Raw genomic sequence first — 22,017 nt, forward strand, 5'->3', positions numbered from 1 at the left:
GCGCGAGATTGCGGTGAAGATTTTGCGATAGGGGCGGCACGTCTGATCATCATACCTTCGCAGCCGCTCGCACCGGGGACAGAGCTCCCCCGAGCAGAACCCGAAGTGTAGAGGATCAGAATAGAACCAGTATATAATAGAAAGAAGATATTTCCAACCATCGAGAATCAATTGATCCCGCAGATGAGGTGTGAATCATGTCAGGAGATCTGCCGATAAAAAATTTCTTCACCAGGCCCGGGTGCCTTTTCGATCAACTCCGGATAAAATCACTTCAGGAGGATCTCCTCTTCTTTTTCACCGTCGTTCTTGCGGCATCAATCCTTTCCACACTCGGGACTTTCCTGTTGTATCCGGATCACGAACCCGCTGGACTCCACCTTATCGGGGGCATGGTGTTCGGCGCATTCGGTCCACTCCAGAGTCTGATCACCTGGGTTGTCATACTCCTGAGCGTCAGTCTCGTCGAGCACTTTTTCCTGCTTTTTGTCGATGAACATCAGGGTTTTGAGAGGACCATGAAGTCGGCAATCTATGCTCTTTTACCAACCGTTCTTTTCTGGTGGACAGCGGTCATTCTGAAAGTCCCCTATGCAGGTCTGCTGCTTCTCCTCTGTTTCACCCTGATCACCTATTTCGGCGTACGAAAATTCCATGAAAAGTCAAAAGACCGCGCTGCATTTGTCTCTCTTGCAACCAGTGCAGTGCTCCTGATCCTCTTCTCAAGGTGGATCTCTGTTCCGGGGTTTGGATTGTGACGGTGATGCATCGCACATGATGAAAGGAGGAAAAAATATGGATCAAACAAACCTGAGAAGGGGAAAAATCCTCGTTCTGGTTGCGGCGGCCCTTGTTGCAGCCGTCATCGTCAGCGTTCTTCTCATCGATCTGAACAGAAAAGCAGAGATCGAGGAACAAAAAGAGGCCATCCGTCAGGTCATCCCGGGGATCGATGAGAAGGATCTGGACGCACTCCTATCCATGCAGGTCTATGCCGCCTACGGACAGATCCGGAAGGGCCAGAACCTCCCGGTCACGCTCAAAGCCGCAGACGCCGTTCTCGAAGATCAACACCGCTTCTATCCTGAGGGTCCGATCTTCGGCTATGGTATCAATTATCTGGGTTGCATCATGATATTTCTCGACGAAAATGTGTCGGAGGATCGGGCGACCATGGACGAGATCTATCAGATCATCGACTCACACGCAAATGCAACAGAGCCCGGCAACACCCCGGTGCTCTTCATCCGTAATCCACAGTTCCAGCTCGACATGGAAAAAGTGTGAATAATCCCCTGAATCCATTTTTCTCACCGTCATCAGAGATCCAGGAAAGCACATATCTCCCCCCGGAGAGATTACACTCTATGTCCCTCCACCCGGCACCCGCCTTCGACCTCTTCAACGTCTACTTCGAGCGCCTCTACGATCCCACGATGCATCTCATCCTCGCCTTCGACGGCGAGGTCGACGAAGCGATCCTCAAAGAGGCCACCCTCCGTCTCCTCGCCGCCAACCCCTATCTCAGGTCGAGGTTTGCCGAGGAAGGGGACGGCATGCCCTGCTGGGAGGAGATTGCAGAGGAGGAGTGGGAGCGGGCCTTCGTGTTCCTCCCACCCGGAGAGCCCATCATACCACCGGCCTCCCTCGACGTCCGCAGGGGGCCCCAGGTGCGGGTGAGCCTCACACGACAGGAAGACGACGACCAGGTCGTCGTCACCTCTCACCACGGCTTCTGCGACGCGAAGGGTCTCATCGACCTCGCACGCCACCTCTTCGAGGTCTACCGGGAGATCAAAGAAGATCCCGACTTCAGGCCTGCACCCCTCGGGTGGTACGACCGGGGGACGGAGCAGATCCTCGCCCGGTTCACCGCAGAGGAGATCAGGCAGGCCCGCGACGAGGAGGAGTCCTTCGTCGACCGGTGGCGCTTCCCGGCCGAGAGGCGGGGGCGAGGGACGCCCACGATCGCGTACCGGACGCTCCCCGCCGAGCGACTCAGGCGGGCAAAAGAGTTTGGCAGACGGCATGGCGCCACGGTGAACGACATCATGATCGGCGCCTTCTTCCTCGCCCTCCAGAAGATACGAGACAACCCCTCAGACCTCGACGCCCCCCGTTCCATCCTCACCTCGGCAGACCTCCGCCGCCACCTCGACCACCCGGACGCGTGCCCGCCCATGAACCTCTCAATCGCCTACGAGGTCACCTTCACCGCCGGAGAAGGTGCCGGCCTTGAGGACGTCATCGGGCAGGTCACCGCGGTGACGAAACAGCGCAAGGCCGACGGCCTCGGCATCGGGTGCATCCTCTTCTACGACGAGATCTATGCAGGCGGCATGCCGGGGGTCAGGGTGTTCTTCGACGAGATGATCCGAAAGTACGAGGAGACCGGCCTCAAGAACCCGGTCTTCTCCAACATCGGCATCCTCGACGCCGAAGAGTTCCTGCCGGTGGACGGGAAGGACGGGGCACCCCTCGACCTCAGGGATATCAGATTCCTCCCCTGCGTCTGTTGGCCGTACGGGTTTCTCATCTCCCTCTCCACCTTCCGCGAGTCGATGACGATCGTCACGGGTTATGAGATGGGGCCGTACTCTGAGGAGACGGTCGAGCGGTTCCTCGACGCGGTGGTGGAGTACCTGCCCTGAACCGCGTGTGCGAGAACGAAATATTGTAGAACCAAGCATGTGTCGAGATCGGCGACTCAGGTACGATGGTCTCTACATAGTTCAATCGAGGACTGATCTATTTTTAGCGGGAAATATGCCCGCTCATTTTTTTTTTGTGTTTCCAGGCCCTGAGATCCTCGTAAGAATTAGATGAACAGCTCACAAGCCACATATAATTAATAAAACATATTTCTGCCCGTGGAGATCAGAATGGTCTCCCGAGTGGGGCCCTCAACACAAGCAAGCACTGAAGGAACCCCTAAAACCCCGGAAGCAATTGATCTTTCCGATCCACTTGGAATTAAAGGTTTGGTTGATGCCTCCGGGAAAACATGAAAGGAGGAAAAAACTATAGAAAAAATGAGATGGACATTTTCCATGCTTATAGCAATGCTGCTGATAGGCATGGCAATTGTGCCGAGCGTTAGCGCAGAAGAGATGGAAACGAATCAAACTCAAAATATCGATGGTCTCCAACCATCAGTAGAAAGCCACATTTATTACGTCAAAGACGACGGCCAATTTAGCCGCCAACATACAAAAGAAGAATATTACGCTGAAAATCAAGAGTATTTCAAATTCCTTTCTGAAGAAATGGGGGAAGACATTGCATACAAGATACTCGACAGGGAATATGAAGAATCAAAGATAATTCCACCTGGAATTCGAGAAGGAATGAACGCACTCAATACTGATGAGTCAGGCTATCAAATCGTTCAGGTAAGAGATGATCCCGTATTCATGTGGCCATATAATAACCACCATCCTACTCCAAATGGTATTGTTGGATGTATCAATGTTATATTCTATAATAAAGACCGATCTGAGTTCGCATATGATCTCAAAAAAACAGCGGGCTGGGAAGGCACTACTGGATCGCCTGAATGGAGTGGTCGTGGAGAGAGTTTGTCTAATTTCGAGTGGACCCAGGCTTCACCGTTAGATAGGAACGCTCACATTCAAGATGGGGACTTTTATCGTGATCGCTACCACCTCATACTGTTCGACGGATATCCATCTCAGGATCTAGATTGGTGTTATGGAAATTGTCATTACGAGAAATGGGACGGCGACCAAATTACACATGTGGCATATCCAAATTGTCTTAACGACGGACGAGACCACCTCGTAGATGCTGTTGAAAATAAGCTCGACTGGTCTTCATCGGGAACCGTTGACTTAAGCAACAGTTGGTCAGGAATGTTCAATGGACGTGCTGCTCTGATCGAACTCCGATAATAACCAATTTTATTTTTTTTAAGGAGAATCGAAAGAAATGAAAAAAATATACACCACTATTCGCCCCTATGCCACCCCCATCCTCATTGGCATCGCAATGCTCGGGTTATTTTATGTACCTGACCTCATCATTCTCCCTCTGTTAGACTTCCTGGATCTATCCCTTCACTTCAGACTCATGACAACCCTCGTCATGTCCTTCATATTCTTCGCCCCGATGATCCTCGCATTCTTTGGGTTAAGAGGGACAAAAGCACCGATAGCGTTTTTCGTTCCATTTATCGCATTCGGCGTTATTAAACAGGTTTTTCGTGCCGTTGGCTATGGTGATATTACCTTGATCTTTAGCCCGTCCTTTCTCCTCACCGGGTTCATGATGGGAGCAGGCCTCGGACTCATCGGACTTGGCGGGAACCAATACCAGAAAAACAAGTGGATATCACTCTTATTAGTCATTGGTGGCGTGATTCTGATGATATTGAAGGGTCCAAATATTTTGTACTTCACCTGGTACATTTTAACCGGCGACTCCTCTGTTATTCCAGTATAACTGCTCTGGATCTAAAAATGAAGGCCCCCAAAATTATCACGACAGAAGAGGACATGCATTATAGTAAGGACAATCTTTGCGGCCCCTTATGGAAAAAAGATCACCCGAACAGCACCTGAAGTGCAGAGAACCCACACAGAACACAAATATAAAATAAAGAAGATAGTCTGGTCTGTGGAGATCGGTTCTGTCCCGGAGCGCCTCCACATACCCAGAACGTGGCGATGACGAAATATTTGATCAGACCCGAAATTACCTGCGAGGTTTGTCCTCACCGATCTTCTCACGGAGAACTCTCAATATTCATCTCTCTCGCCATCCTCCTCGCGCTGATCGCGCTCCCCGCATCATGCTCGGCCCTTCCTTCAGGAGAACAGGCAACCATCACCATAACCTCCCCCACTGACGGGGCTGAGGTCTGGATCGACGTCGTCCCGCCTCACGTCGCCGTCATCGGGGAGGTCAGCGCCCCTTCGGGCATACAGTCCGTGCATGTCCGGAGTGGCGTGGGAGAGGTCTCGTGCGGGAACGGGACGAAGTTCGCATGCTCGGTGCCGGTCGCAACCGGCGAGAACACCCTCACCGTCATCGCCGTCGACACGCTCGGACACCGGGCAGAAAAAAGTTTGAACGTGACCGTCCGTATCGGTCTGCCCCCGCCTCCGGCGATCACCGTCTCGGGCAGGGTGACCGATCCCGGCGGCACCCCGATCGCCGGTGCGACGGTGAGATTTGAGTCGGAATTTTCGCTCGATAATGATCCGATCTCGGTGACGACCATGACAGACGATGACGGGCACTATTTGATCGAAGACGCGATCGGGTACCAGCAGAATCTCACCGTCAGCAAGGAGGGCTATCTCCCCCTCCAGCGCGAAATCATCTTTGAAAACCTTACAAACACACTCGACCTCGAACTGGAACCCCGAAGTCGAACAACGCCCGGATTTGATCTCCGGGTCGGCATCCCCGCACTCCTCGGGGCATTGTTGGTCTATCTGGTCAGGAGAAGGTGAAGACACGCAGGTGTCGGGAAAGAAGAGGACCAACCGGACGGAACCGCACACACCGACATGGAAGACACACGATGATGGACGACATCCCGCAACCCGTAAAGATCCTCGGACTCATCGCGGCACTCTTTACCCTCGGCGTCCTCTCATTCGGCATAACCCTCACCGCCGGAGCGCCGGTCGAGAGCGGTGATCCGCCGGCAGGAATCGTCGAAGATGGGGTGAGTTATCAGGTCGAGTGGACGTCGGAGGTGGAACCCGACGTCACCGTTTCCCTGAACAGCACCATCAACCGGGGATCGATATGGATGTCCGGCGAGTGGCGGCATACGTGCGGAATATACAGTGTCGCCACCTCTGCATCGTCGGACAGCACACAGAAATCAGGGTCGACACCCCCGAGAGATCCTTCATCATCTACCCCTATCTGAAGAATCCAGAGTACTTCGGCGGCCGCTCATACCCGGAGCGCGGCATGGTGATCAGAGAGACGGCCGATGAATACTACAAGAGCGTGGCATGGGTGTGGGCCTTCACAAAACTCGGCGCCACCGTAACCAGGGCATCCCATTATGCCATATGGGATCTCCGCCTCCCTTCTGATCGTTCCTGCCAGATCACCATCACCGACGCAGTAGACACGATCTGGGGTGAGGAGATCGCACAGAGATGGGACATGACCATCGACGCCCTCCCCAACCCTGAAGAGTTGAGCGACGAGGAACTGGCACGGCACGGGATCAGGCAGGAGAACTGGGGCCAGTACTTTGCGACCGGGGCCATCCCCCTGACTCCAGATGGGAAAAAATGACGGGCCATCTTCAAAATCAAGAATAGTGATCCTGAATATTAGAAAAGCAGACCCGAAAAAATAAATCCCATCACTGTGAAGAAGAGGTCTGGTATATGCCTGACCGCCTCATCGATCCCCGCTCAGGAGAACCGCACCCGCGAGGCACAATGTTATGAAGAAAGAATATGTCGCCGTCCTCGTTGTCTCATGTTTCCTGGCCGTAATGGTCGGCCTATTCGTTGCCGGCCAGGATCTCAGGAGTACACACCATACCAGGACCGACAGGACCGATACCCTCAGCGACGAGACATGGTACGATGTGGTCGAAAAGATCCAGGAGCGAGATGAGGTCGTCTGCACCTACGGCACCCTCCCCGACCTCAACAACGAGACACCCCGTCGGGCCTGGATCAGTCGCCTCCAGGCCTATACGGAGATCCAGAAAAAAGAGATGATGCCATACCTCTACCCGCACGGTCCGATACTCAGTCTCGGGTACGATGTCCAGGGATATGTGAAGGTCATGGTCCGCGAGAACTACACCGTCAGCGGGAACGAGACCGGGACATGGTACCGGATACTCAAACAATACGGTGATGAGTGCGGGATCGAGGAGATCCCGGTGAAAGTCGTCGCCACATCCGACCACACTCCAGAGATCAACATACCGGTCACGCTCCAGACTCAGCAGAAGTAAGGAGCTCATCGGTTCATTGACCAATCTCGCACCTGACTCCCACGGCTCCGACCTCACCCCTATGGTCAGCCGGATCTTTTTGTCACTGCAGAACAGAACAAAAATCCATAAAATAACATAAAAAATCATTTCGAAAACGTTATAGGGATTCAATCTCAAACTCCAGGATGGATGAACCTGGAATAAATATCTTATTCCATTTAATCCGTTTTTTCGTTTCATTTTGAGATCTGCGCATCTCAGGAGTAACAGAGATGGACTTCACATACGGAATAGATGATAAACCAGAGTTCGGGAAACTCCTCCTCTTCGGACTGCAATGGCTGGCCGTCAGTGTCCCGGCCATCCTCATCATAGGAGGAGTCGTAGCTGCGTTCGAACCTGACGGATCGGCCATCGCCTACCTGCAAAAACTCTTCCTTCTCATTGCCCTGGTGCTACTGGTCCAGGTACTCTGGGGACATCGGCTCCCCCTCGTCGTCGGACCGGCCACCGTCCTCCTCATCGGCGTCATCGCCAGCATGAGCCAGGGCGTCGGCGTCATCAACTCGTCCCTGGTGATCGGCGGCGTGGTCCTTGCCGTCCTGGCCGCCACCGGCCTCTTCAAGTACCTGAAACCACTCTTCACCCCCAGGGTGATCGTGGTCATCCTCATGCTCATCGCCTTCACCCTGGCACCGGTGATCCTCAACCTGATCACCGGAGAAGGTGCGGTCCCCGTCGTCTACAACTTCGTCTTCGCGCTGGTCCTTGCACTGGTGGTTTTCATTGCCAACGGCCTCCTGAAAGGCGTATGGAAATCGACCCTTGCAATGTGGGCGCTCCTCCTCGGTAGCCTCACCTACTTCGGACTTTTCGGCACGTTCATACCCCCATCTGCAGAGACGGCGTTTCTTGCTCTGCCAGGAGAACTCATCGCACCGCTTGTGGCACCTGAAGCCAGCGTCCTGATCGCCTTCCTGATCTGTTTCCTGGCACTTGCCATCAATGAACTGGGTTCCATCCAGTCGGTGGGCAGTCTCCTGAAGGCCGAGAACATGGACACGCGGGTGAACCGCGGGATGACTGTCACCGGAGCGGGCAATGCGCTCTCCGGTCTCGCAGGAGTGATTGGCCCGGTGGACTTTTCGCTCAGTCCGGGGGTGATCGCAGCCACCGGGTGTGCATCACGCTTTGCCCTCGTTCCGGCCGCACTCGCACTGATGGCAATCGGATTTTCGCCACTCCTCATCGGATACCTTGGCTGTATCCCCTCGCCGGTCATCGGGGTGGTCCTGACCTATGTCATGACCGCTCAGATTGCAGCTGGACTTATGCTCGGAGATGAGAACAACGCATTCAAGTCCTTTGACGACGGCGTGATCATCGGGATGCCGCTCCTGGTGGGCACCGTTGTGGCCTTCATACCGCCGGCACTGGCTGCTCAATTCTCCGCCGCCACCCGCCCCCTGCTTGCAAACGGGTTTGTCGCGGGGGTGGTCCTGGTGTTGATCCTCGAACATCTCGTCTACCGGAAAAGACCCGAGTAATGACTCACAGAGGGGGAACACACCCTCTCTTCGGTTTACCTCCTGATCGATGATCCACTCCGGCATTTACCGTTCCCCGGTCTTCCCGCATGAAGATAGGAGAGTGGGCGGTGCCACACTCTTCATGATCGCGTCCCGGCAATGATATGATATGCAAACCTGGAGCAACTGAAGAGGATGTTGGAGCATAAGGGTTACAAAAAAGTATCCAGAATTCGAGTGATGACTCTCCAGTATGCTCTATTTTGACCTTCACCGACCCGAATGGTTACAGCCAAATCCCCCCACACCCCAGTATATTCTATGGAGATCACGTTCACCAAACTCCACGGCAATGGCAACGACTTCATTCTCATCGATGAGATGAACGGACCGGTCATCCCCGACGAGATGAAAGGGCCCTTCGCCGCCCTTTACTGCGACCGTCGCTTCGGGATCGGCGGCGACGGTGTCCTCTTCATCTCCCCCTCCACGATCGCAGACGTGAAGATGCGCCTCTTCCAGCCTGACGAGAGCGAGGCCGAGATGTGCGGGAACGGGATCCGGTGCCTGGCAAAGTACACCCACGACGCCGGGTACGCCCGGGACACCTGCACCGTCGAGACTCTCGCCGGCGTCATGCCGGTGGAGATGGGCTACGACGATGAAGGCGAGTTCTGGGCGACGATCGAGATGGTCGACCCGGCCTTCGAGCGCTCAACCGTCCCGGCGACCGGGGAGGGAGAGTACAGAGAAGAGATCGGCGGTTTCACCGTCCACGCCGCAAACACCGGTGTCCCCCACGCCGTGGTCTTCGTCGACGACCTCGAAACCGTCGAGATCATGGCCGTCGCACCTCCTATCCGCTGGCACCCCACCTTCCCGAAGGGCGCGAATGTCAACTTCGTGCAGATCGACGACGAGGGTTCGCTCAGGATCAGAACCTTCGAGCGGGGCGTCGAGGGCGAGACCGAGTCCTGCGGCACCGGGGCGACAGCGTCAGCCGTCGTCGCCCACCACCTCGGGCTCGTCGGCAACGAGGTCAGGGTCGAGACTCCCGGCGGTCCCCTCGTGATCGGGTGCGGCGAGAAGACCACGATGACCGGTCCTGCGGCAACGGTCTTCTCAGGCGTTATCGAAGGGTAAAGGGATTCAAAAACCACGACTGTATCGGGTGGGAACACCAACCCTCGCAGCCACCGCCTATCCTCACCTGTGGTGGGTCCGGGAGGTCTCCCCCCGGCGTGCGAGAGTGACAAAAATTCTTCGTTTTTCTGTGGGGCGGCACGTCTGATCGACGTGCCTTTCCATACGCTCAATTTCTCAAAACAGTGGAGCGTTTAGCGGCCCATCGCCGCTTCTGACCTCGCGCCAGGATTTAGACAGGAAGGCAGAGGAGAGATCGTGAAGAGGTCGGCGTCGTCACCGCTCGACCTTTCGGATCCCCTCATTGGTAATCACGTAGTCGAAACAGATGTCTGCAGGACGTGACCGGTGTTTTTCGAGCACCACCCGCCGAACACCGTCCTTCCGCTTCTCGATGCGCAGGATCGCCTTGCAGATATGACCAAGAGCCGTCCCGCCCAGCCCGAAGTAGACATCGGTGTCGATGTCCTGGTAGACCTGGTTGGTGATCAGCACCGGCACCTCATAGCGCTTCGCATATCCAAGGAGGAGCACCATATGCCTGGAAAGCGTTCTGAGGCCATCCCTCTTGGTTCCGAGTTCAGAGCGGTACAGGGCGGTGGCGGAGTCCATCACGATCAGCCCCACCTCCCGCGCCCGCAGGAGGGCCTCGCACTCATTGATCATCATCCCTTCCTGGACGAAGTCGACCGGTTCATAGAGATACAACCGCTCGGCCAGGGCCTCGACCTCACCGCCGGCGATCTGCTCGAACCGCTCGGTCGAGAAGCCCTCGGTATCGATGTACACCACCGCCTCCCCCGCCCGCAGACAGGCGACCGCCGCCATCACCGCAAGCGTCGACTTGCCAGAACCGGGTTCGCCGTAGACCTGGGTGATCGTACGTCGCTCCAGCCCACCGCCGAGAAGATCGTCGAGGGGGGCCGAACCGGTGCTCGCCTTTGAGAGTTTCATTCATCGGCCCCTGCAAGCCTCTTCCAGGCCGCCGCCTCAACGAGGCGGGCGACCGTCCTGACCGGGACATCCAGAGAAGAGGCCCAGGCCCGCACCTCGTCGGACTCGGCCTTCACCGAGGAGACCGTCCCCCCCAGATATCCGACCTTCACATGAACCGTCCGCCGCTCACCCCGCACCTCGGCCTCGACCGACACCTCCCGGCGTTCCAGGACGCTCCGGTGGACCGAAGGGATGCACCGCACCCCGAGCGTGCCGAGTTCTCTGGCAAGGATCCCGGTGAGGGCCGGGACATCGGCCGGACGACAGACCACCCTGACCAGATGGCCGGCCCGTCCCTTCTTCATCACCGCCGGGAGCACCGAGACGTCCCGTGCACCGGCCGCAAAGAGCAGGTCCATGCAATGACCGAGCACTTCACCGGTCACGTCGTCCACGTTGGTCTCCAGCACGTCCACCTCATCTGCGAGGGCCGGCCTTGCCAGTTCAAGGAGGACGGCCCTGAGCACATTGGGCGTCTTCTCGGGATCCCGCGTCCCGGCACCATACCCGACGCCCACAACCCTCGCCGGGCCGAGGTCGGCGGGCCTGACACTTGCAAACTCGGCCATGAGCGCCGCACCCGTCGGGGTGCAGAGTTCACCGTCTCCGACCCCGAACCTGGTCTCAAGTTCTGACGCCACCATGACCGCGAGGGTCGCCGGCGCCGGGACCGGGATCAACCCGTGGGCCGCCATGACCTTCCCCGAACCGAGGGCGACCGGCATCACCGCAACACCGTCGACGGCGAGAGTCTCCAGGGCCGTGCATGCCCCGACCACATCGGCGATCGCATCGTCGGCGCCGACCTCATGGAAGTGAGCGTGTTCGCCGTGGATGCTCTCCTCGGCCTCTGCGATCCTGTGAAAAACCCTCTTCGCCCGTTCGACCGCCGCCCGCGGCGCGTCGGCACCCTCCACGATCTCGAGCACCTGATGGAGATCTCGGTGGGCCGGACCGGCCCGGGTCTCCACCCGCACCGCCGAGATCCCGCACCTCTTCACACGGGAAAAGAGCGGGTCGACCACCACCGAGGCCATCGCCCTCCTGACAGTCACCTCGTCTGCGCCGACGGCAAGGAGCGCTCCGATGGTCATGTCGCCTGCCGCACCGTGGAAGGGGTCAAAGAGAAGAATTCGCATACTGTGGCAGTACTTATAAATCAGGGCGTATATGATTGTAACGAATGCCTGAAATGTATCTGAAAGTCGACAGGGCATATCCGGAAGACCAGGGCGGAGGGAAGGCGCGCCTGGATCCCGACACCATGCTCCAACTGCGACTCTCACCCGGCGACCTCGTCGAGGTCGTCGGGAAACGCCGGACCATTGCCAAGGTCTGGCGGGCGATGGTCTCCGACTGGCAGCAGGGAAAGATGCGGATCGACAAGTTCACCCGGGAGAACGCGGAGGTCGCGGTCGGGGACAAAGTCCTCGTGCGAAAGGTCGAGACAGAGATCGAGGTAGAACGAGTCGTCCTCGCACCGCCTGAAGACCTGCCCCGCCAGGTCCCGATCAACTACCAGAGTGTCGTCAACCACCTCATCGACTTCCCGATCGCCAGGAACGACTCGGTCCCGATCCAGGCCGGGCTCCCGTTCATGCAGCCTCAGATCGTGGCTTTCAAGGCGGTCGTCGTTGAGCCTGAAGATGCCATCATCATCACCAAGAATACCAAGGTCGAATTTTCCGAAAAACCGGCGGCCGGATTCGAAGGCACCAAAAGACTATCATACGAGGATATCGGCGGCCTCAAAGACGAACTGCAGCGGGTGCGGGAGACGATCGAACTTCCGATGCGCCATCCCGAACTCTTCCGAAAACTCGGGATCGATCCGCCCAAGGGCGTGCTCCTGTATGGTCCGCCGGGTACCGGCAAGACGCTCATCGCCAAGGCGGTCGCCTCGGAGAGCGGGGCGCACTTCATCTCCATCGCAGGCCCCGAGGTGATCTCCAAATATTACGGCGAGTCGGAACAGCGGCTGCGCGAGGTCTTTGACGATGCCCGACAGAACGCACCGTCGATCGTCTTCATCGACGAACTCGACTCCATCGCTCCAAAGCGTGAGGAGGTCACCGGCGAGGTCGAGCGGCGGGTGGTCGCTCAACTTCTCACCATGATGGACGGACTTGAGGAGCGGGGGCAGGTCGTCGTGATCGGGGCGACGAACCGCCTCGACGCCATCGATGCAGCACTCCGGCGGCCGGGACGTTTCGACCGGGAGATCGAGATCGCGGTCCCGAACGAACGGGACCGGACCGAGGTTCTCAAGATCCACACCAGGGGGATGCCTCTTGCCGAGGATGTCAACATCGAGGATCTGGCCAGACAGACCCACGGTTTTGTCGGCGCCGACCTCGCCGCGCTTGCACGCGAGGGGGCGATCCGGGCGCTCCGTCGTTACATGCCCATGATCGACCTCGAAGAAGACGAGATCCCACAAGAAGTCCTGGATAAGATGGAGGTGCAGGCCGGCGACTTCCGTGAGTCGCTCCGCGACGTCTCGCCCAGTGCCATGCGTGAGGTGCTGCTCGAGGTCTCCCATGTGTCCTGGGACGATGTCGGAGGACTGGAGTCTGAGAAGGAGGAGGTCCGAGAGGCCGTCGAGTACCCGCTCACCGACCGGGTACGGTTTGAAGACCTGGGGATCGAACCGCCGCGGGGCGTGCTCCTGTACGGACCGCCCGGTACCGGCAAGACCCTTATCGCCAAAGCGGTCACCTCGGAGAGCGGGGCGAACTTCATCCCGGTCAGGGGCCCGCAACTCCTCTCCAAATGGGTCGGTGAGTCTGAACGGGCGGTGCGCGAGATCTTCAAGAAGGCCAGGCAGGTGGCCCCGGCCATCATCTTCTTCGACGAACTCGACGCCCTCGCCCCGGCCAGGGGAGGGGGGGCGGAGAGTCATGTGGTCGAGAGTGTGCTCAACCAGATCCTGACCGAGATGGACGGACTCACGGAGAGAGGCGACGTGGTGGTGATGGGGGCGACGAATCGACCCGACATCGTCGACCCTGCGCTGCTCAGGCCGGGCCGTTTTGACCGTCTCCTCTATATCGGGGCCCCGGACCGGAAGGGCCGGGCAAAGATCCTCGGGATCCACACGCGTCACATGCCACTCGATGGTTCGGTGATGAACGAGGCCGTAGCAATGACCGAGGGGCTCGACTCCTCGGCAATCGAGGAGGGGATCGCCGCCATGCCGCAGGAAGGGTCACCTGCCATCGCAAACTTCAGGGACGCCTTCTCGGGAGTCTCGAAGGGAGCAGGCGAGCCCCTGTCGATCGGGGCGCGTCGGAGGCTCATCACCGACCTGCTCGTTGCACGCGGCACGCCGCTCGCCGATCCGGTGCGTGACGAGATCGTCTGGGCCATTGCCAAGATGACCGAGGGCTATGTCGGTTCCGACCTCGAGGCCCTCTGCCGCGAGGCCGGGATGCTCGCGATGCGGGAGAAGAACCCGGTCGTGACGAGAGAACATCTTGAAAAGGCGGCCAAAAAGGTACACCCGACCATGAACGAACGGATCAAAGACTATTATGGGCGGGTGCGGGAGCACTTCAAGGGCGGTCTCCCCGAACAGGTCCAGCCTCCAGAATATCAGTGACCGGGGAACCCCTCCGCCCCCTCTTCTTTCAGCCGAACCCTTGAAGGGGTACAGCATATATCAGGATGTACATACATATTCATTGAAGCAAGTATATGGATATCAGGAGTCACCCATGCACAACATAACCACCTTCCTTGACGTACACGCCAGAACCCGCGATGGGCCGGCGTTTGTATTCGCAAAAGATGGGAGGGCCTATACCTATGCAGACCTGCGGGATGCCGCAGCCGCGATCGCCGGAGGCCTAACAGCCCTCGGCGTAGCGAGAGGCGACCGGGTTTGCATATACCTTGAGACCTCCCCCGAATATCTCCTCTCGTACCTGGCGATCTGGCGGATCGGAGCGGTCGCTGTTCCGACCAACGCCGTCTACCATGAAGATGAGGTGGCATATGCTCTCAACGACTCCGGCGCCGTGGCAGTGATCACCGATGAGGCACATGCATCCACAGTGAGGGCGGTGCAGGGAGCATGTCCGGCCCTCAGACACACCTGCGTCGTCGGGATTGCCGGAGAAGGAGAGACAGCATGGGACGATCTCCTCAACGCCGACCCCCTCAGGCGGGCGGTCGGATGCCGGCCAGACGATCTCTGTCAACTCCAGTATACCTCAGGGACCACCGGGCGGCCGAAGGGTGCGATGCTGACGCAGGGCAACTGGATGAACGCCCTCGCAACCCAGGAGGAGGTGCTCGGCCTCACCGGGGACGATGTTTACCTCGGGATCTATCCGATGGGGCATGTCGGTCTCTCGTGGGGCCTCGCAGCCCTCAAGGCCGGCGGCACCTGGATCTGTATGGACCGCTTCGACCTGGAGACCTACCTCGGTCTCGCACAGGAGTACGGGGCTACCGTGCTCGCGTCGATGCCGCCGGTGATCCATTCACTGATCCGGGCCGGCCCCGAAACTGAAGAAGCCCTGAAGAGTGCGCGGTCGGTCATATCAGGGGGAGGGCCGCTCCTCCCCGTAATATGGGAAGAGTTCGACCGTCGCTTCGGGATCCCGATCGTGAACGCCTACGGGCTCTCAGAGACGATCGTTGTCGGTTCGGGAACCGCGACCACGCCCGACAACTACGGACTCCACAAGGGGTATCGCTCGGTCGGGGCCCCGGTCGGGTACGCAGAGGTGAAGATTGTCGCTGAAGACGACTCGAACCGCGAACTCCCGGCGGGCGAGGTGGGCGAGATCGCGCTGAGGGGGCCTTCCGTCGCACTGGGTTACTGGGGGATGCCCGAGGCGACAGAAGAGGCCTTCCGCTCTGACGGTTGGTTCCTGACCGGCGACCTCGGGTACCAGGACGAGGACGGGGTGCTCTTCGTCACCGACCGGAAGAAGGATATGATCATCATGTCGGGCTGGAAGATCTATCCGACCGAGGTGGAGAACGTGATCGTCGACCACCCCAAGATCGCAGACGTCGCGGTCTTCGCCCGTCCTGACGAACGCCGGGGCGAGGTTCCTGTGGCGGCCGTGGTGATGAACGCGGGCCAGTCGATCACCATGGACGAACTGGACCGATTTTGCAGAGAGCGGCTTGCCGGCTATAAGGTGCCTCGCAATCTGGTCGTCCTCGACCACCTCCCCAGGGTCAGCGGGTGGAAACTCCTCAGACGGACGCTTCGAGAAGAGCACCCGGCAAATCCGACAGAATAATCTCATTTTTAAGAGGGAATTAAAGCCCTGATCCTGATCGATGGGAAGAGTTCAAAAAGAGGCATGCGAAATAACCTAATACAATCTATTGCTGCACATCGCGATGTGTGGTGCGGAGGAAAGCGTGGAAAAAGAAGATTTACGATCTACCGGGCTCATAGGTCTCGATCTCGCCCTTGAAGGAGGCATTCCCAGAGGGTCTGTCATCATCGTCGCCGGCACACCAACCGACGGTCTCGACCTCTTCGGCATTCAGTTCTGGCGGGGCGGAGAAGAGGAGACCGAGACGAGTGGATCATACCTGATGATCGACGACGAACCTTCGGAAAAGATGTACGACGCACGCAAGGTCATGAACATAGACATGCCTGCAATCGCCCAGGGGGAGCGGGTCGTCCTCGACTCGCTCTCGACCATCATCCTCAGGGACGGCGTCGGTGCCGCCCTCGAACTGATCCGCGAACTGAAAAAGAAGGCACGCGCAGAAGGCTCGAATATCCTCCTTCTCCTCTATAAGGGAGTCCACACCAGAGAAGAAGAGATCAGGTTGACAAGAGCAGCCGACGGATATATAGAACTTCTCCAGCGGATTGCCGGTTCTGAAGTTGAGCGGATGCTCGGAATTTTCAAAATGCATGGCCTGAATATCCCCAACCAGCTCGTGCCATACAATATTCTGGACGACGGCCTCGAACTCTCCACCACCAAACGGGTGGTCTGAGGTCAGAACCCTCTATTTTTGATTCTGAGCATATCCGACTCTGTTGCATTCCTCTTCTGGAGTGACCATGAGGGGCTGCTCACACCCTTGCCCCTCCGTGATGGACCGGCAGAGGACGGGAACCCCCTCTGAACGATTCCCCGCCCGCCTTCCCACCCTATCTTCATCCCGGGGGTCCGGGGGCAGCGCCCACGGCGCGATGGATGAGGGAAGGCACGTCGATCAGACGGCCCGCCCACATATGAGGATAGGTGGGGGCGGCGATTGAGCGGCGTCCTCCCCGCCGCCATGTCGTGAAGAGAGGGAAGGTCACGAGGAGAGGAAGCAAGGATTCCCTCAACACCCAGAAGATTTCCTCAGAACAATGTTCATCCGGTATGCCTGAGACATACTCCCGGCTCATGCTCGATTCAACAGAGCCAGACAAAAGATCCTGAAGGGTGTGTTGCCGTCCCCGGTTCAATCTTCACGCGAGGGATGGGCGGTCCCCCACAAAGAGATCGGCCCAGAGGATTTTTACACAGCTTATTTTTCGTATTCAGGCCTGAGCCGATCGGCCGCCTTCGTCATGGCTGTGAGTTTCTGGAAGGCCACCTCGCGCTCAAGCATACGGAGTCCGCAGTCAGGATCGACGAGCATGTTCTCGGCACCGAAGAGATCGATCCCCTTCTGGAGACGTTTCTCGACGGTCTCGATACTCTCGACACCGGGGTCGGCCGAGGCGATGCACCCGTAGCCGATCGGGCGCCCTCTGAGATCTTTTCCCGAGAGGATCTCAAGGTTCTCCTGGTTTTCCGAGAACTCAAAGTCGAAGACGGAGACCTGGGTCTTGAGCACCTCGTCGACGACCTCACCAAGGTTCCCGCAGACATGGAGGCAGGAGGGGATCCTGAGGACCGAGGCGATGAGGTCGACCGCCTGCCGGCCGACCGCAAGGTCCGCGGCGCCGGTCGAAAAGATCGGTTCGTCGATCTGGACCATCGTCACCCCCGCGGCTTCAAGGGCCCGCGCCTCCGAAACCAGTGCCTGGGCCAGGTCAAGGACCAGTTCCTCCCTGCCGCGGTAATTCGGGGTCTCGATCCGCAACCCATGGGCAAGAGTGGAGGGACCGGTGATGATCCCCTTCACCTTAGCATGTTGGGAGAGCGCATATTTTGTATCGGCAACGGTGAGGGGCTTTGCCGGCGGCTGGACCCGCCCCACGACGCTCTGCCCCTTGATCCCGGGCAGGTGGGAGACAAAGGCGGTGATCATGTCGCCCCGCACCTGCCCGTCAGAGATGATGTCCACCCCGGCCCTGACCTGGTCGGCGACCGCTGTCTCGACCGCACCCCTGAGCGGGTCGAGAAGCGAGCGCAGACCCCCGGTCTTCACGACCGGGTAACTCCCGACAACGGTCGTCGGCAGAACCTTGGTGATAAAGTTCATGGCACTACTCTGTGTCTGTCACGCGGGAAGAGCACGGCCTCCCTGATATTTTTGAGACCGAGCATCGTCATGATCACCCGCTCCATACCCAGGCCCCAACCCGCGTGCGGGGGCATCCCGTACTTGAACGGTCTGAGGTAGAACTCGAAGCTCTCAGGGCTTAACCCCTTCGCTTTGATCTGCTCGACGAGCAGGTCGTGCTGGTGGATACGCTGAGCACCGGAGGAGAGTTCCATCCTGGGGTGCATCATGTCGAAGGCCCTGCAGATGGAGGGGTCGTCCTCGTACGGCATGGCATAGTACGGCTTGATCGCCGTAGGCCAGTCGGTGATGAAGTAGTGCTGACCCATCTCCTCACCGATCGCTCTCTCGGCCGCGGTCGAGAGGTCGTCCCCGTACTTGATCGGCTCGTCCACCTTTGCGGCGGCGATCTCGATCGCCTCGGCGTATGGGAGTCTCGGGAACGGCGTTGTCAGAACCTCAAGTTCGACGCCGAGGTCGGCGAGGGCGTCGGCACACCGGTCGGCGACGGTGGCGTACAGGTGGGCAACCAGGTCTTCGAGGAGGACCATCACGTCTTTGTCGTCGGCGAACGAGACCTCGACATCGATGGAGGTGGCCTCGTTGAGATGCCTGACCGTGTTGTGCTCCTCGGCCCGGAAGATCGGCCCGACCTCGAAGACCTTCTCGAACCCGCCGGCCATCATCATCTGCTTGTAGAGTTGAGGGCTCTGGTTGAGGAAGGCCTCCTTCTCAAAGTAGGCGATCGGGAAGAGTTCGGTCCCGCCCTCGGTCGCTGCGGCGACAACCTTGGGGGTGGCGATGTTGTAGAACCCGCGCTGGCTGAGGAAGTCGTAGGTGGCGGTGGTGACGGTGCTGCGGATCTTGAAGATCGCAGCGACTCTCGGCTTCCTCACGTCGAGGAACCTGGCGTCGAGCCTGGTGTCCAGGTCGGCCGGCACCTTCTCCACGACATCGAGAGGAAGAGGAGTGGCGCAGGGCGAGACGATCTCAAAGGTTTCGGGAGTGATCTCTCTGCCCCCCGGTGCCTTGGCGATGGCCTTGACCGGTCCGGCGACCCGGACGACCGACTCTCTGGAGACCTCCTTCGCAGCCTGGAGGACTGTCTCGGATGCCTTCTTCTTGACAACGGTCGTCTGGACGATCCCGGTCCTGTCGCGGATGAGGAAGAAGGTGAGACCGCCGAGGTCACGGATCTCGTGGACCCAGCCCATGACCTCTGCTCGCTCTGTTTCTGGTGTTACCTCGCTGATTGGGACGCGCATGTATAATCCTGTATTTATTGGGACGGGGGGGATATGGTCTTTATGATAGAGGGAACGACCCGGTGTGGGTCAGGTCTCCTCAAGAAAAGAAAGCGCCCTGCCGCCCGCCGGGGTGAGCGAGTAGATGATCCAGGTGCCCTGCTGTTCGCCTGTGATCAGGTCGGCTTTTTTGAGCACATTGAGGTGATAGGAGAGGCGTGAGTCGGCGATCCCGAGCACCTCACGGATCACACAGACACAGAGGGGTCCGGGAGCCAGGAGGAGGAGGATCTTCAAGCGCATCGGGTCTGCAAGGGCCTTGAATCGGCCGGAGAGATGGTCGAGATCGTCATCGTCAGGGATCAGGCCCTTAAGTCCTTCGATACCGCCGATCTTTGCAAGGTCATCTTCAAGAGGTTCGGGAATTGCCATGGTCTATTTCAAAATGATATGAAATGGGTAACTCTATATAGGTTCGGGCCATGACATTATTTCAACAATTGTTGAAACAACAGGAGCAACTGATCATGGACACACCAGAGAAGAACGAGAAGAAATGCGACATCATGGGAAAGATCATGGGGGCACTGAAGTCCGAAGGGAGCGGCGGGTGTTGCTGCTGTGGGACGAAGATCATGCCGAAGAGTGAGAAATCAGAAGAGAAAAAGGAGTAACGGCACCGGAGCGGGAGCGGGAGCGTGGACTTCACATCAGCCATCACGACGGCCGCAGGGTTCTTCGCCGTCATCACTGCAGAACTCGTCCTTCTCTTCATCGGGATCTCCTTCCTGGTCGGACTCATCCACGAGTACGTCCCTGAAGAGCGGATGCGGCGGGTGCTTGCAGGTCGCGGTCATGGTGCAGGCAATTTCATCGGCGCAGGCTTCGGGGCGCTCACCCCCTTCTGCTCATGCTCCACCATCCCGATCCTCCTCGGCCTCCTGGACGCGGGCATCCCCTTCGGCGTGTGCATGTCCTTCCTCATCGCCTCGCCCCTCCTCAACCCGGTCATCCTCTCCCTCCTCGCGGCGCTGGTCGGCGTCGTCCCGACCGCCATCTACGCGGGGATCACCTTCCTGGCGGCGGCCGGGCTCGGCGCCCTCCTCGGGAAACTCGGGTACGAGCGGTATGTCAAAGATGTGATGGTGGAGCGGGACGGGGAGGAGGCGTGCGCCGGCGGCGCGGAGAGCGGCCACGGCCCCAGGGTCAGGCGGGCACTTGACTTCTCGCTTGCGCTCTTCCGCCACGTCCTCCCGTACCTCGTCCTGGGCGCCGGGATCGGAGCCTTCATCTACGGGTTCGTCCCCGAAGACTTCATCGTCAACCTCGCCGGCCCTCAGAATCCCCTCGCCATCCCGGTCGCGGCCCTCATCGGGATCCCGATGTACATCAGGGCCGAGACGATCATCCCGATCTCGGCCGTACTCCTGGAGAAGGGGATGGGTATCGGGGCGGTGATGGCCCTGATCATCGGCGGGGCCGGGGCAAGCATCCCTGAGGTGACCCTGCTCTCGGCGATCTTCGAACGGCGCCTGGTCGGCGTCTTCGTCGGGGTAATTCTCACCGTCGCCATCGCCACCGGCATCGCCTTCTCCATCCTCGCAGCAGGAGGAGTGCTCTAAAATATCCATAGACAGAACCAGGAGAGAAAACAGTCATGACAGACCCAATCACCGGCGCCCTCCTTGCAGGCGCCGACACACTCATCGGTTATCTCGCAGAACACGTCCTCACCTGCCTGGTCCCGGCCTTCTTCATCGCGGGAGCGATCGCCGCCTTTGTGAAGAAGGACGCGATCCTGAAGTACTTCAGTCCTGACGCCAAGAAGAGCGTCAGTTACGGGATCGCATCGATCTCGGGAACGGTGCTCGCCGTCTGCTCGTGTACGATCCTCCCGATGTTCGCCGGGATCTACAAAAAAGGGAGCGGCATCGGACCGGCGATCACCTTCCTGTACGCGGGCCCGGCGATCAACGTGCTTGCAATCATCTACACCGCGAAAGTGCTCGGCTTCGACCTCGGCCTGGCCAGGGCGATCTCGGCCGTGCTTCTTGCCATCGTCATCGGCCTCATCATGGCGGCGATCTTCAGGAAGCACGACGAGACAGTGAGGGCGACGGCACCGGCGCGGGCCTACGGGAGCGACGGAGACGAGCGGCCGCGCTGGGCGACCCTCGGGTTCTTCGCCGCGCTCGTCGGCATCCTCATCGTCGGGGCCTCGCAACTCCCCTGGACAATCAAGTTCCCGGTCGTCTACCTCCTCACCCTCGGCGTCGCCGTCCTGCTCATCTACTTCTTCGAGCGCGACGAGGTGACCGACTGGGGCTACGAGACCTGGGATCTGACAAAAAAGATCTTCCCGATCCTGTTGATCGGTACCTTTGCCCTGGGGATGCTCGCCTATTTCCTCCCGCCCGAGACCTTCGCCCCGTACTTCGGGGAGACCTCGATCGGGTCGACCCTGCTTGCCGCAGTGGTCGGCGGGATCCTGTACATGCCCACCCTCCTGGAGGTCCCGATCATCGGCACGACCTTCGGCTACACCTCAGGCGTGATGGCCGGCGGGCCCGCGCTCGCGCTCCTCCTTGCCGGGCCGAGCGTGAGTCTGCCCTCGCTGATGGTCATCTACCGGGTGATGGGGGCGAAGAAGACGGCCGTGTACGCCGTGCTCGTCATCCTCTTCTCGGCCCTGGCCGGGTTCGTGTACGGCACCATCGTGGGGTAGATC

Annotated in this window: 22 protein-coding genes; 17 read left to right on the forward strand and 5 right to left on the reverse strand. The window is 58.8% G+C overall.

The annotated features are described in order from the left end of the window. The first annotated feature begins 197 nt into the window (after nt 1-197). The 11 genes from RJ40_RS06640 (at nt 198) to dapF (ending at nt 9,618) form a co-directional block, all read left to right on the forward strand. Nucleotides 198-758, forward strand: coding sequence for a YIP1 family protein (locus RJ40_RS06640; protein WP_265580076.1), 561 nt, complete (start codon nt 198-200; stop codon nt 756-758). A 37-nt stretch (nt 759-795) separates the two neighbouring features. Then, a complete protein-coding gene (locus RJ40_RS06645) occupies nt 796-1,287 on the forward strand; it encodes a hypothetical protein (RefSeq protein WP_265580077.1) in 492 nt (163 codons plus the stop codon). Between the two features lie 80 nt (nt 1,288-1,367). Beyond that, the gene (locus RJ40_RS06650; protein ID WP_265580078.1) at nt 1,368-2,651 is read left to right on the forward strand and encodes a condensation protein; all 1,284 of its coding nucleotides are present in this window, start codon (nt 1,368-1,370) and stop codon (nt 2,649-2,651) included. 399 nt (nt 2,652-3,050) lie between these two features. Beyond that, a complete protein-coding gene (locus RJ40_RS06655; RefSeq protein ID WP_265580079.1) occupies nt 3,051-3,911 on the forward strand; it encodes a hypothetical protein in 861 nt (286 codons plus the stop codon). Between the two features lie 37 nt (nt 3,912-3,948). Continuing rightward, nucleotides 3,949-4,461 carry a hypothetical protein gene (locus tag RJ40_RS06660; RefSeq protein ID WP_265580080.1) on the forward strand — a complete coding sequence of 171 codons (513 nt, stop codon included), beginning with the start codon at nt 3,949-3,951 and terminating at the stop codon, nt 4,459-4,461. Nucleotides 4,462-4,685: 224 nt separating this feature from the next. Beyond that, nucleotides 4,686-5,477 carry a carboxypeptidase regulatory-like domain-containing protein gene (locus RJ40_RS06665; protein ID WP_265580081.1) on the forward strand — a complete coding sequence of 264 codons (792 nt, stop codon included), beginning with the start codon at nt 4,686-4,688 and terminating at the stop codon, nt 5,475-5,477. Between the two features lie 71 nt (nt 5,478-5,548). Continuing rightward, nucleotides 5,549-5,905, forward strand: coding sequence for a hypothetical protein (locus RJ40_RS06670; protein WP_265580082.1), 357 nt, complete (start codon nt 5,549-5,551; stop codon nt 5,903-5,905). Nucleotides 5,906-5,949: 44 nt separating this feature from the next. After that, complete coding sequence (locus RJ40_RS06675; RefSeq protein WP_265580083.1) at nt 5,950-6,285, forward strand: hypothetical protein; 336 nt, start codon at nt 5,950-5,952, stop codon at nt 6,283-6,285. A 154-nt stretch (nt 6,286-6,439) separates the two neighbouring features. Continuing rightward, nucleotides 6,440-6,964 carry a hypothetical protein gene (locus tag RJ40_RS06680; RefSeq protein WP_265580084.1) on the forward strand — a complete coding sequence of 175 codons (525 nt, stop codon included), beginning with the start codon at nt 6,440-6,442 and terminating at the stop codon, nt 6,962-6,964. A gap of 254 nt (nt 6,965-7,218) precedes the next feature. After that, the gene (locus RJ40_RS06685; RefSeq protein ID WP_265580086.1) at nt 7,219-8,493 is read left to right on the forward strand and encodes a uracil-xanthine permease family protein; all 1,275 of its coding nucleotides are present in this window, start codon (nt 7,219-7,221) and stop codon (nt 8,491-8,493) included. Nucleotides 8,494-8,796: 303 nt separating this feature from the next. Next, nucleotides 8,797-9,618: a diaminopimelate epimerase gene (dapF, locus tag RJ40_RS06690; RefSeq protein ID WP_265580087.1), complete on the forward strand. Its 822-nt coding sequence runs from the start codon at nt 8,797-8,799 to the stop codon at nt 9,616-9,618. A gap of 276 nt (nt 9,619-9,894) precedes the next feature. Here the strand turns inward: dapF and radB are convergent, their stop codons facing one another. Together radB and larC are read right to left on the reverse strand one after the other, a co-directional pair. Next, nucleotides 9,895-10,572 carry a DNA repair and recombination protein RadB gene (radB, locus tag RJ40_RS06695; protein WP_265580088.1) on the reverse strand — a complete coding sequence of 226 codons (678 nt, stop codon included), beginning with the start codon at nt 10,570-10,572 and terminating at the stop codon, nt 9,895-9,897. Next, nucleotides 10,569-11,753, reverse strand: a complete 1,185-nt coding sequence (gene larC, locus RJ40_RS06700) for a nickel pincer cofactor biosynthesis protein LarC (protein WP_265580089.1) — start codon at nt 11,751-11,753, stop codon at nt 10,569-10,571. The genes radB and larC overlap by 4 nt, the downstream gene beginning before the upstream one ends. A gap of 44 nt (nt 11,754-11,797) precedes the next feature. Between larC and RJ40_RS06705 the strand changes: the two genes are divergently transcribed. The 3 genes from RJ40_RS06705 to RJ40_RS06715 all read left to right on the forward strand — a co-directional run bounded on the left by RJ40_RS06705 (nt 11,798) and on the right by RJ40_RS06715 (nt 16,596). Then, nucleotides 11,798-14,215 carry a CDC48 family AAA ATPase gene (locus RJ40_RS06705; protein WP_265580090.1) on the forward strand — a complete coding sequence of 806 codons (2,418 nt, stop codon included), beginning with the start codon at nt 11,798-11,800 and terminating at the stop codon, nt 14,213-14,215. A 115-nt stretch (nt 14,216-14,330) separates the two neighbouring features. Next, on the forward strand, nt 14,331-15,875 hold the full coding sequence (locus tag RJ40_RS06710) for a class I adenylate-forming enzyme family protein (RefSeq protein WP_265580091.1): 1,545 nt from the start codon (nt 14,331-14,333) through the stop codon (nt 15,873-15,875). 124 nt (nt 15,876-15,999) lie between these two features. Continuing rightward, nucleotides 16,000-16,596 carry an RAD55 family ATPase gene (locus RJ40_RS06715; protein ID WP_265580092.1) on the forward strand — a complete coding sequence of 199 codons (597 nt, stop codon included), beginning with the start codon at nt 16,000-16,002 and terminating at the stop codon, nt 16,594-16,596. A gap of 525 nt (nt 16,597-17,121) precedes the next feature. Here the strand turns inward: RJ40_RS06715 and RJ40_RS06720 are convergent. From RJ40_RS06720 to RJ40_RS06730, 3 genes are all read right to left on the reverse strand, one after another. After that, nucleotides 17,122-18,024 carry a methionine synthase gene (locus tag RJ40_RS06720; RefSeq protein WP_265580093.1) on the reverse strand — a complete coding sequence of 301 codons (903 nt, stop codon included), beginning with the start codon at nt 18,022-18,024 and terminating at the stop codon, nt 17,122-17,124. Further along, on the reverse strand, nt 18,021-19,310 hold the full coding sequence (gene aspS / locus RJ40_RS06725; protein ID WP_265580094.1) for an aspartate--tRNA(Asn) ligase: 1,290 nt from the start codon (nt 19,308-19,310) through the stop codon (nt 18,021-18,023). Before aspS ends, RJ40_RS06720 begins: the two co-directional genes overlap by 4 nt. Before the next feature lie 69 nt (nt 19,311-19,379). Then, nucleotides 19,380-19,721, reverse strand: a complete 342-nt coding sequence (locus tag RJ40_RS06730) for an ArsR/SmtB family transcription factor (protein ID WP_265580095.1) — start codon at nt 19,719-19,721, stop codon at nt 19,380-19,382. Nucleotides 19,722-19,816: 95 nt separating this feature from the next. Between RJ40_RS06730 and RJ40_RS06735 the strand changes: the two genes are divergently transcribed. Genes RJ40_RS06735 through RJ40_RS06745 form a run of 3 tightly spaced genes read left to right on the forward strand, consistent with a single transcriptional unit; the run spans nt 19,817 to nt 22,014 of the window. Beyond that, nucleotides 19,817-19,963, forward strand: a complete 147-nt coding sequence (locus RJ40_RS06735) for a hypothetical protein (RefSeq protein WP_265580096.1) — start codon at nt 19,817-19,819, stop codon at nt 19,961-19,963. A gap of 24 nt (nt 19,964-19,987) precedes the next feature. After that, nucleotides 19,988-20,911, forward strand: a complete 924-nt coding sequence (locus RJ40_RS06740; RefSeq protein WP_265580097.1) for a permease — start codon at nt 19,988-19,990, stop codon at nt 20,909-20,911. 35 nt (nt 20,912-20,946) lie between these two features. Continuing rightward, nucleotides 20,947-22,014 carry a permease gene (locus RJ40_RS06745; RefSeq protein ID WP_265580098.1) on the forward strand — a complete coding sequence of 356 codons (1,068 nt, stop codon included), beginning with the start codon at nt 20,947-20,949 and terminating at the stop codon, nt 22,012-22,014. Nucleotides 22,015-22,017 lie beyond the last annotated feature (3 nt).

The sequence above is a fragment of the Methanofollis aquaemaris genome (assembly GCF_017357525.1).
Lineage (GTDB): Archaea > Halobacteriota > Methanomicrobia > Methanomicrobiales > Methanofollaceae > Methanofollis > Methanofollis aquaemaris.

Excerpts from the sequence above, each read along its gene's own strand:
- RJ40_RS06640 (WP_265580076.1), top strand. The coding sequence starts at position 198 with ATGTCAGGAGATCTGCCGATAAAAAATTTCTTCACCAGGCCCGGGTGC.
- RJ40_RS06645 (WP_265580077.1), top strand. The coding sequence starts at position 796 with ATGGATCAAACAAACCTGAGAAGGGGAAAAATCCTCGTTCTGGTTGCG.
- RJ40_RS06650 (WP_265580078.1), top strand. The coding sequence starts at position 1,368 with ATGTCCCTCCACCCGGCACCCGCCTTCGACCTCTTCAACGTCTACTTC.
- RJ40_RS06655 (WP_265580079.1), top strand. The coding sequence starts at position 3,051 with ATGCTTATAGCAATGCTGCTGATAGGCATGGCAATTGTGCCGAGCGTT.
- RJ40_RS06660 (WP_265580080.1), top strand. The coding sequence starts at position 3,949 with ATGAAAAAAATATACACCACTATTCGCCCCTATGCCACCCCCATCCTC.
- RJ40_RS06665 (WP_265580081.1), top strand. The coding sequence starts at position 4,686 with ATGACGAAATATTTGATCAGACCCGAAATTACCTGCGAGGTTTGTCCT.
- RJ40_RS06670 (WP_265580082.1), top strand. The coding sequence starts at position 5,549 with ATGATGGACGACATCCCGCAACCCGTAAAGATCCTCGGACTCATCGCG.
- RJ40_RS06675 (WP_265580083.1), top strand. The coding sequence starts at position 5,950 with ATGGTGATCAGAGAGACGGCCGATGAATACTACAAGAGCGTGGCATGG.
- RJ40_RS06680 (WP_265580084.1), top strand. The coding sequence starts at position 6,440 with ATGAAGAAAGAATATGTCGCCGTCCTCGTTGTCTCATGTTTCCTGGCC.
- RJ40_RS06685 (WP_265580086.1), top strand. The coding sequence starts at position 7,219 with ATGGACTTCACATACGGAATAGATGATAAACCAGAGTTCGGGAAACTC.
- dapF (WP_265580087.1), top strand. The coding sequence starts at position 8,797 with ATGGAGATCACGTTCACCAAACTCCACGGCAATGGCAACGACTTCATT.
- radB (WP_265580088.1), bottom strand. The coding sequence starts at position 10,572 with ATGAAACTCTCAAAGGCGAGCACCGGTTCGGCCCCCCTCGACGATCTT.
- larC (WP_265580089.1), bottom strand. The coding sequence starts at position 11,753 with ATGCGAATTCTTCTCTTTGACCCCTTCCACGGTGCGGCAGGCGACATG.
- RJ40_RS06705 (WP_265580090.1), top strand. The coding sequence starts at position 11,798 with ATGCCTGAAATGTATCTGAAAGTCGACAGGGCATATCCGGAAGACCAG.
- RJ40_RS06710 (WP_265580091.1), top strand. The coding sequence starts at position 14,331 with ATGCACAACATAACCACCTTCCTTGACGTACACGCCAGAACCCGCGAT.
- RJ40_RS06720 (WP_265580093.1), bottom strand. The coding sequence starts at position 18,024 with ATGAACTTTATCACCAAGGTTCTGCCGACGACCGTTGTCGGGAGTTAC.
- aspS (WP_265580094.1), bottom strand. The coding sequence starts at position 19,310 with ATGCGCGTCCCAATCAGCGAGGTAACACCAGAAACAGAGCGAGCAGAG.
- RJ40_RS06730 (WP_265580095.1), bottom strand. The coding sequence starts at position 19,721 with ATGGCAATTCCCGAACCTCTTGAAGATGACCTTGCAAAGATCGGCGGT.
- RJ40_RS06735 (WP_265580096.1), top strand. The coding sequence starts at position 19,817 with ATGGACACACCAGAGAAGAACGAGAAGAAATGCGACATCATGGGAAAG.
- RJ40_RS06745 (WP_265580098.1), top strand. The coding sequence starts at position 20,947 with ATGACAGACCCAATCACCGGCGCCCTCCTTGCAGGCGCCGACACACTC.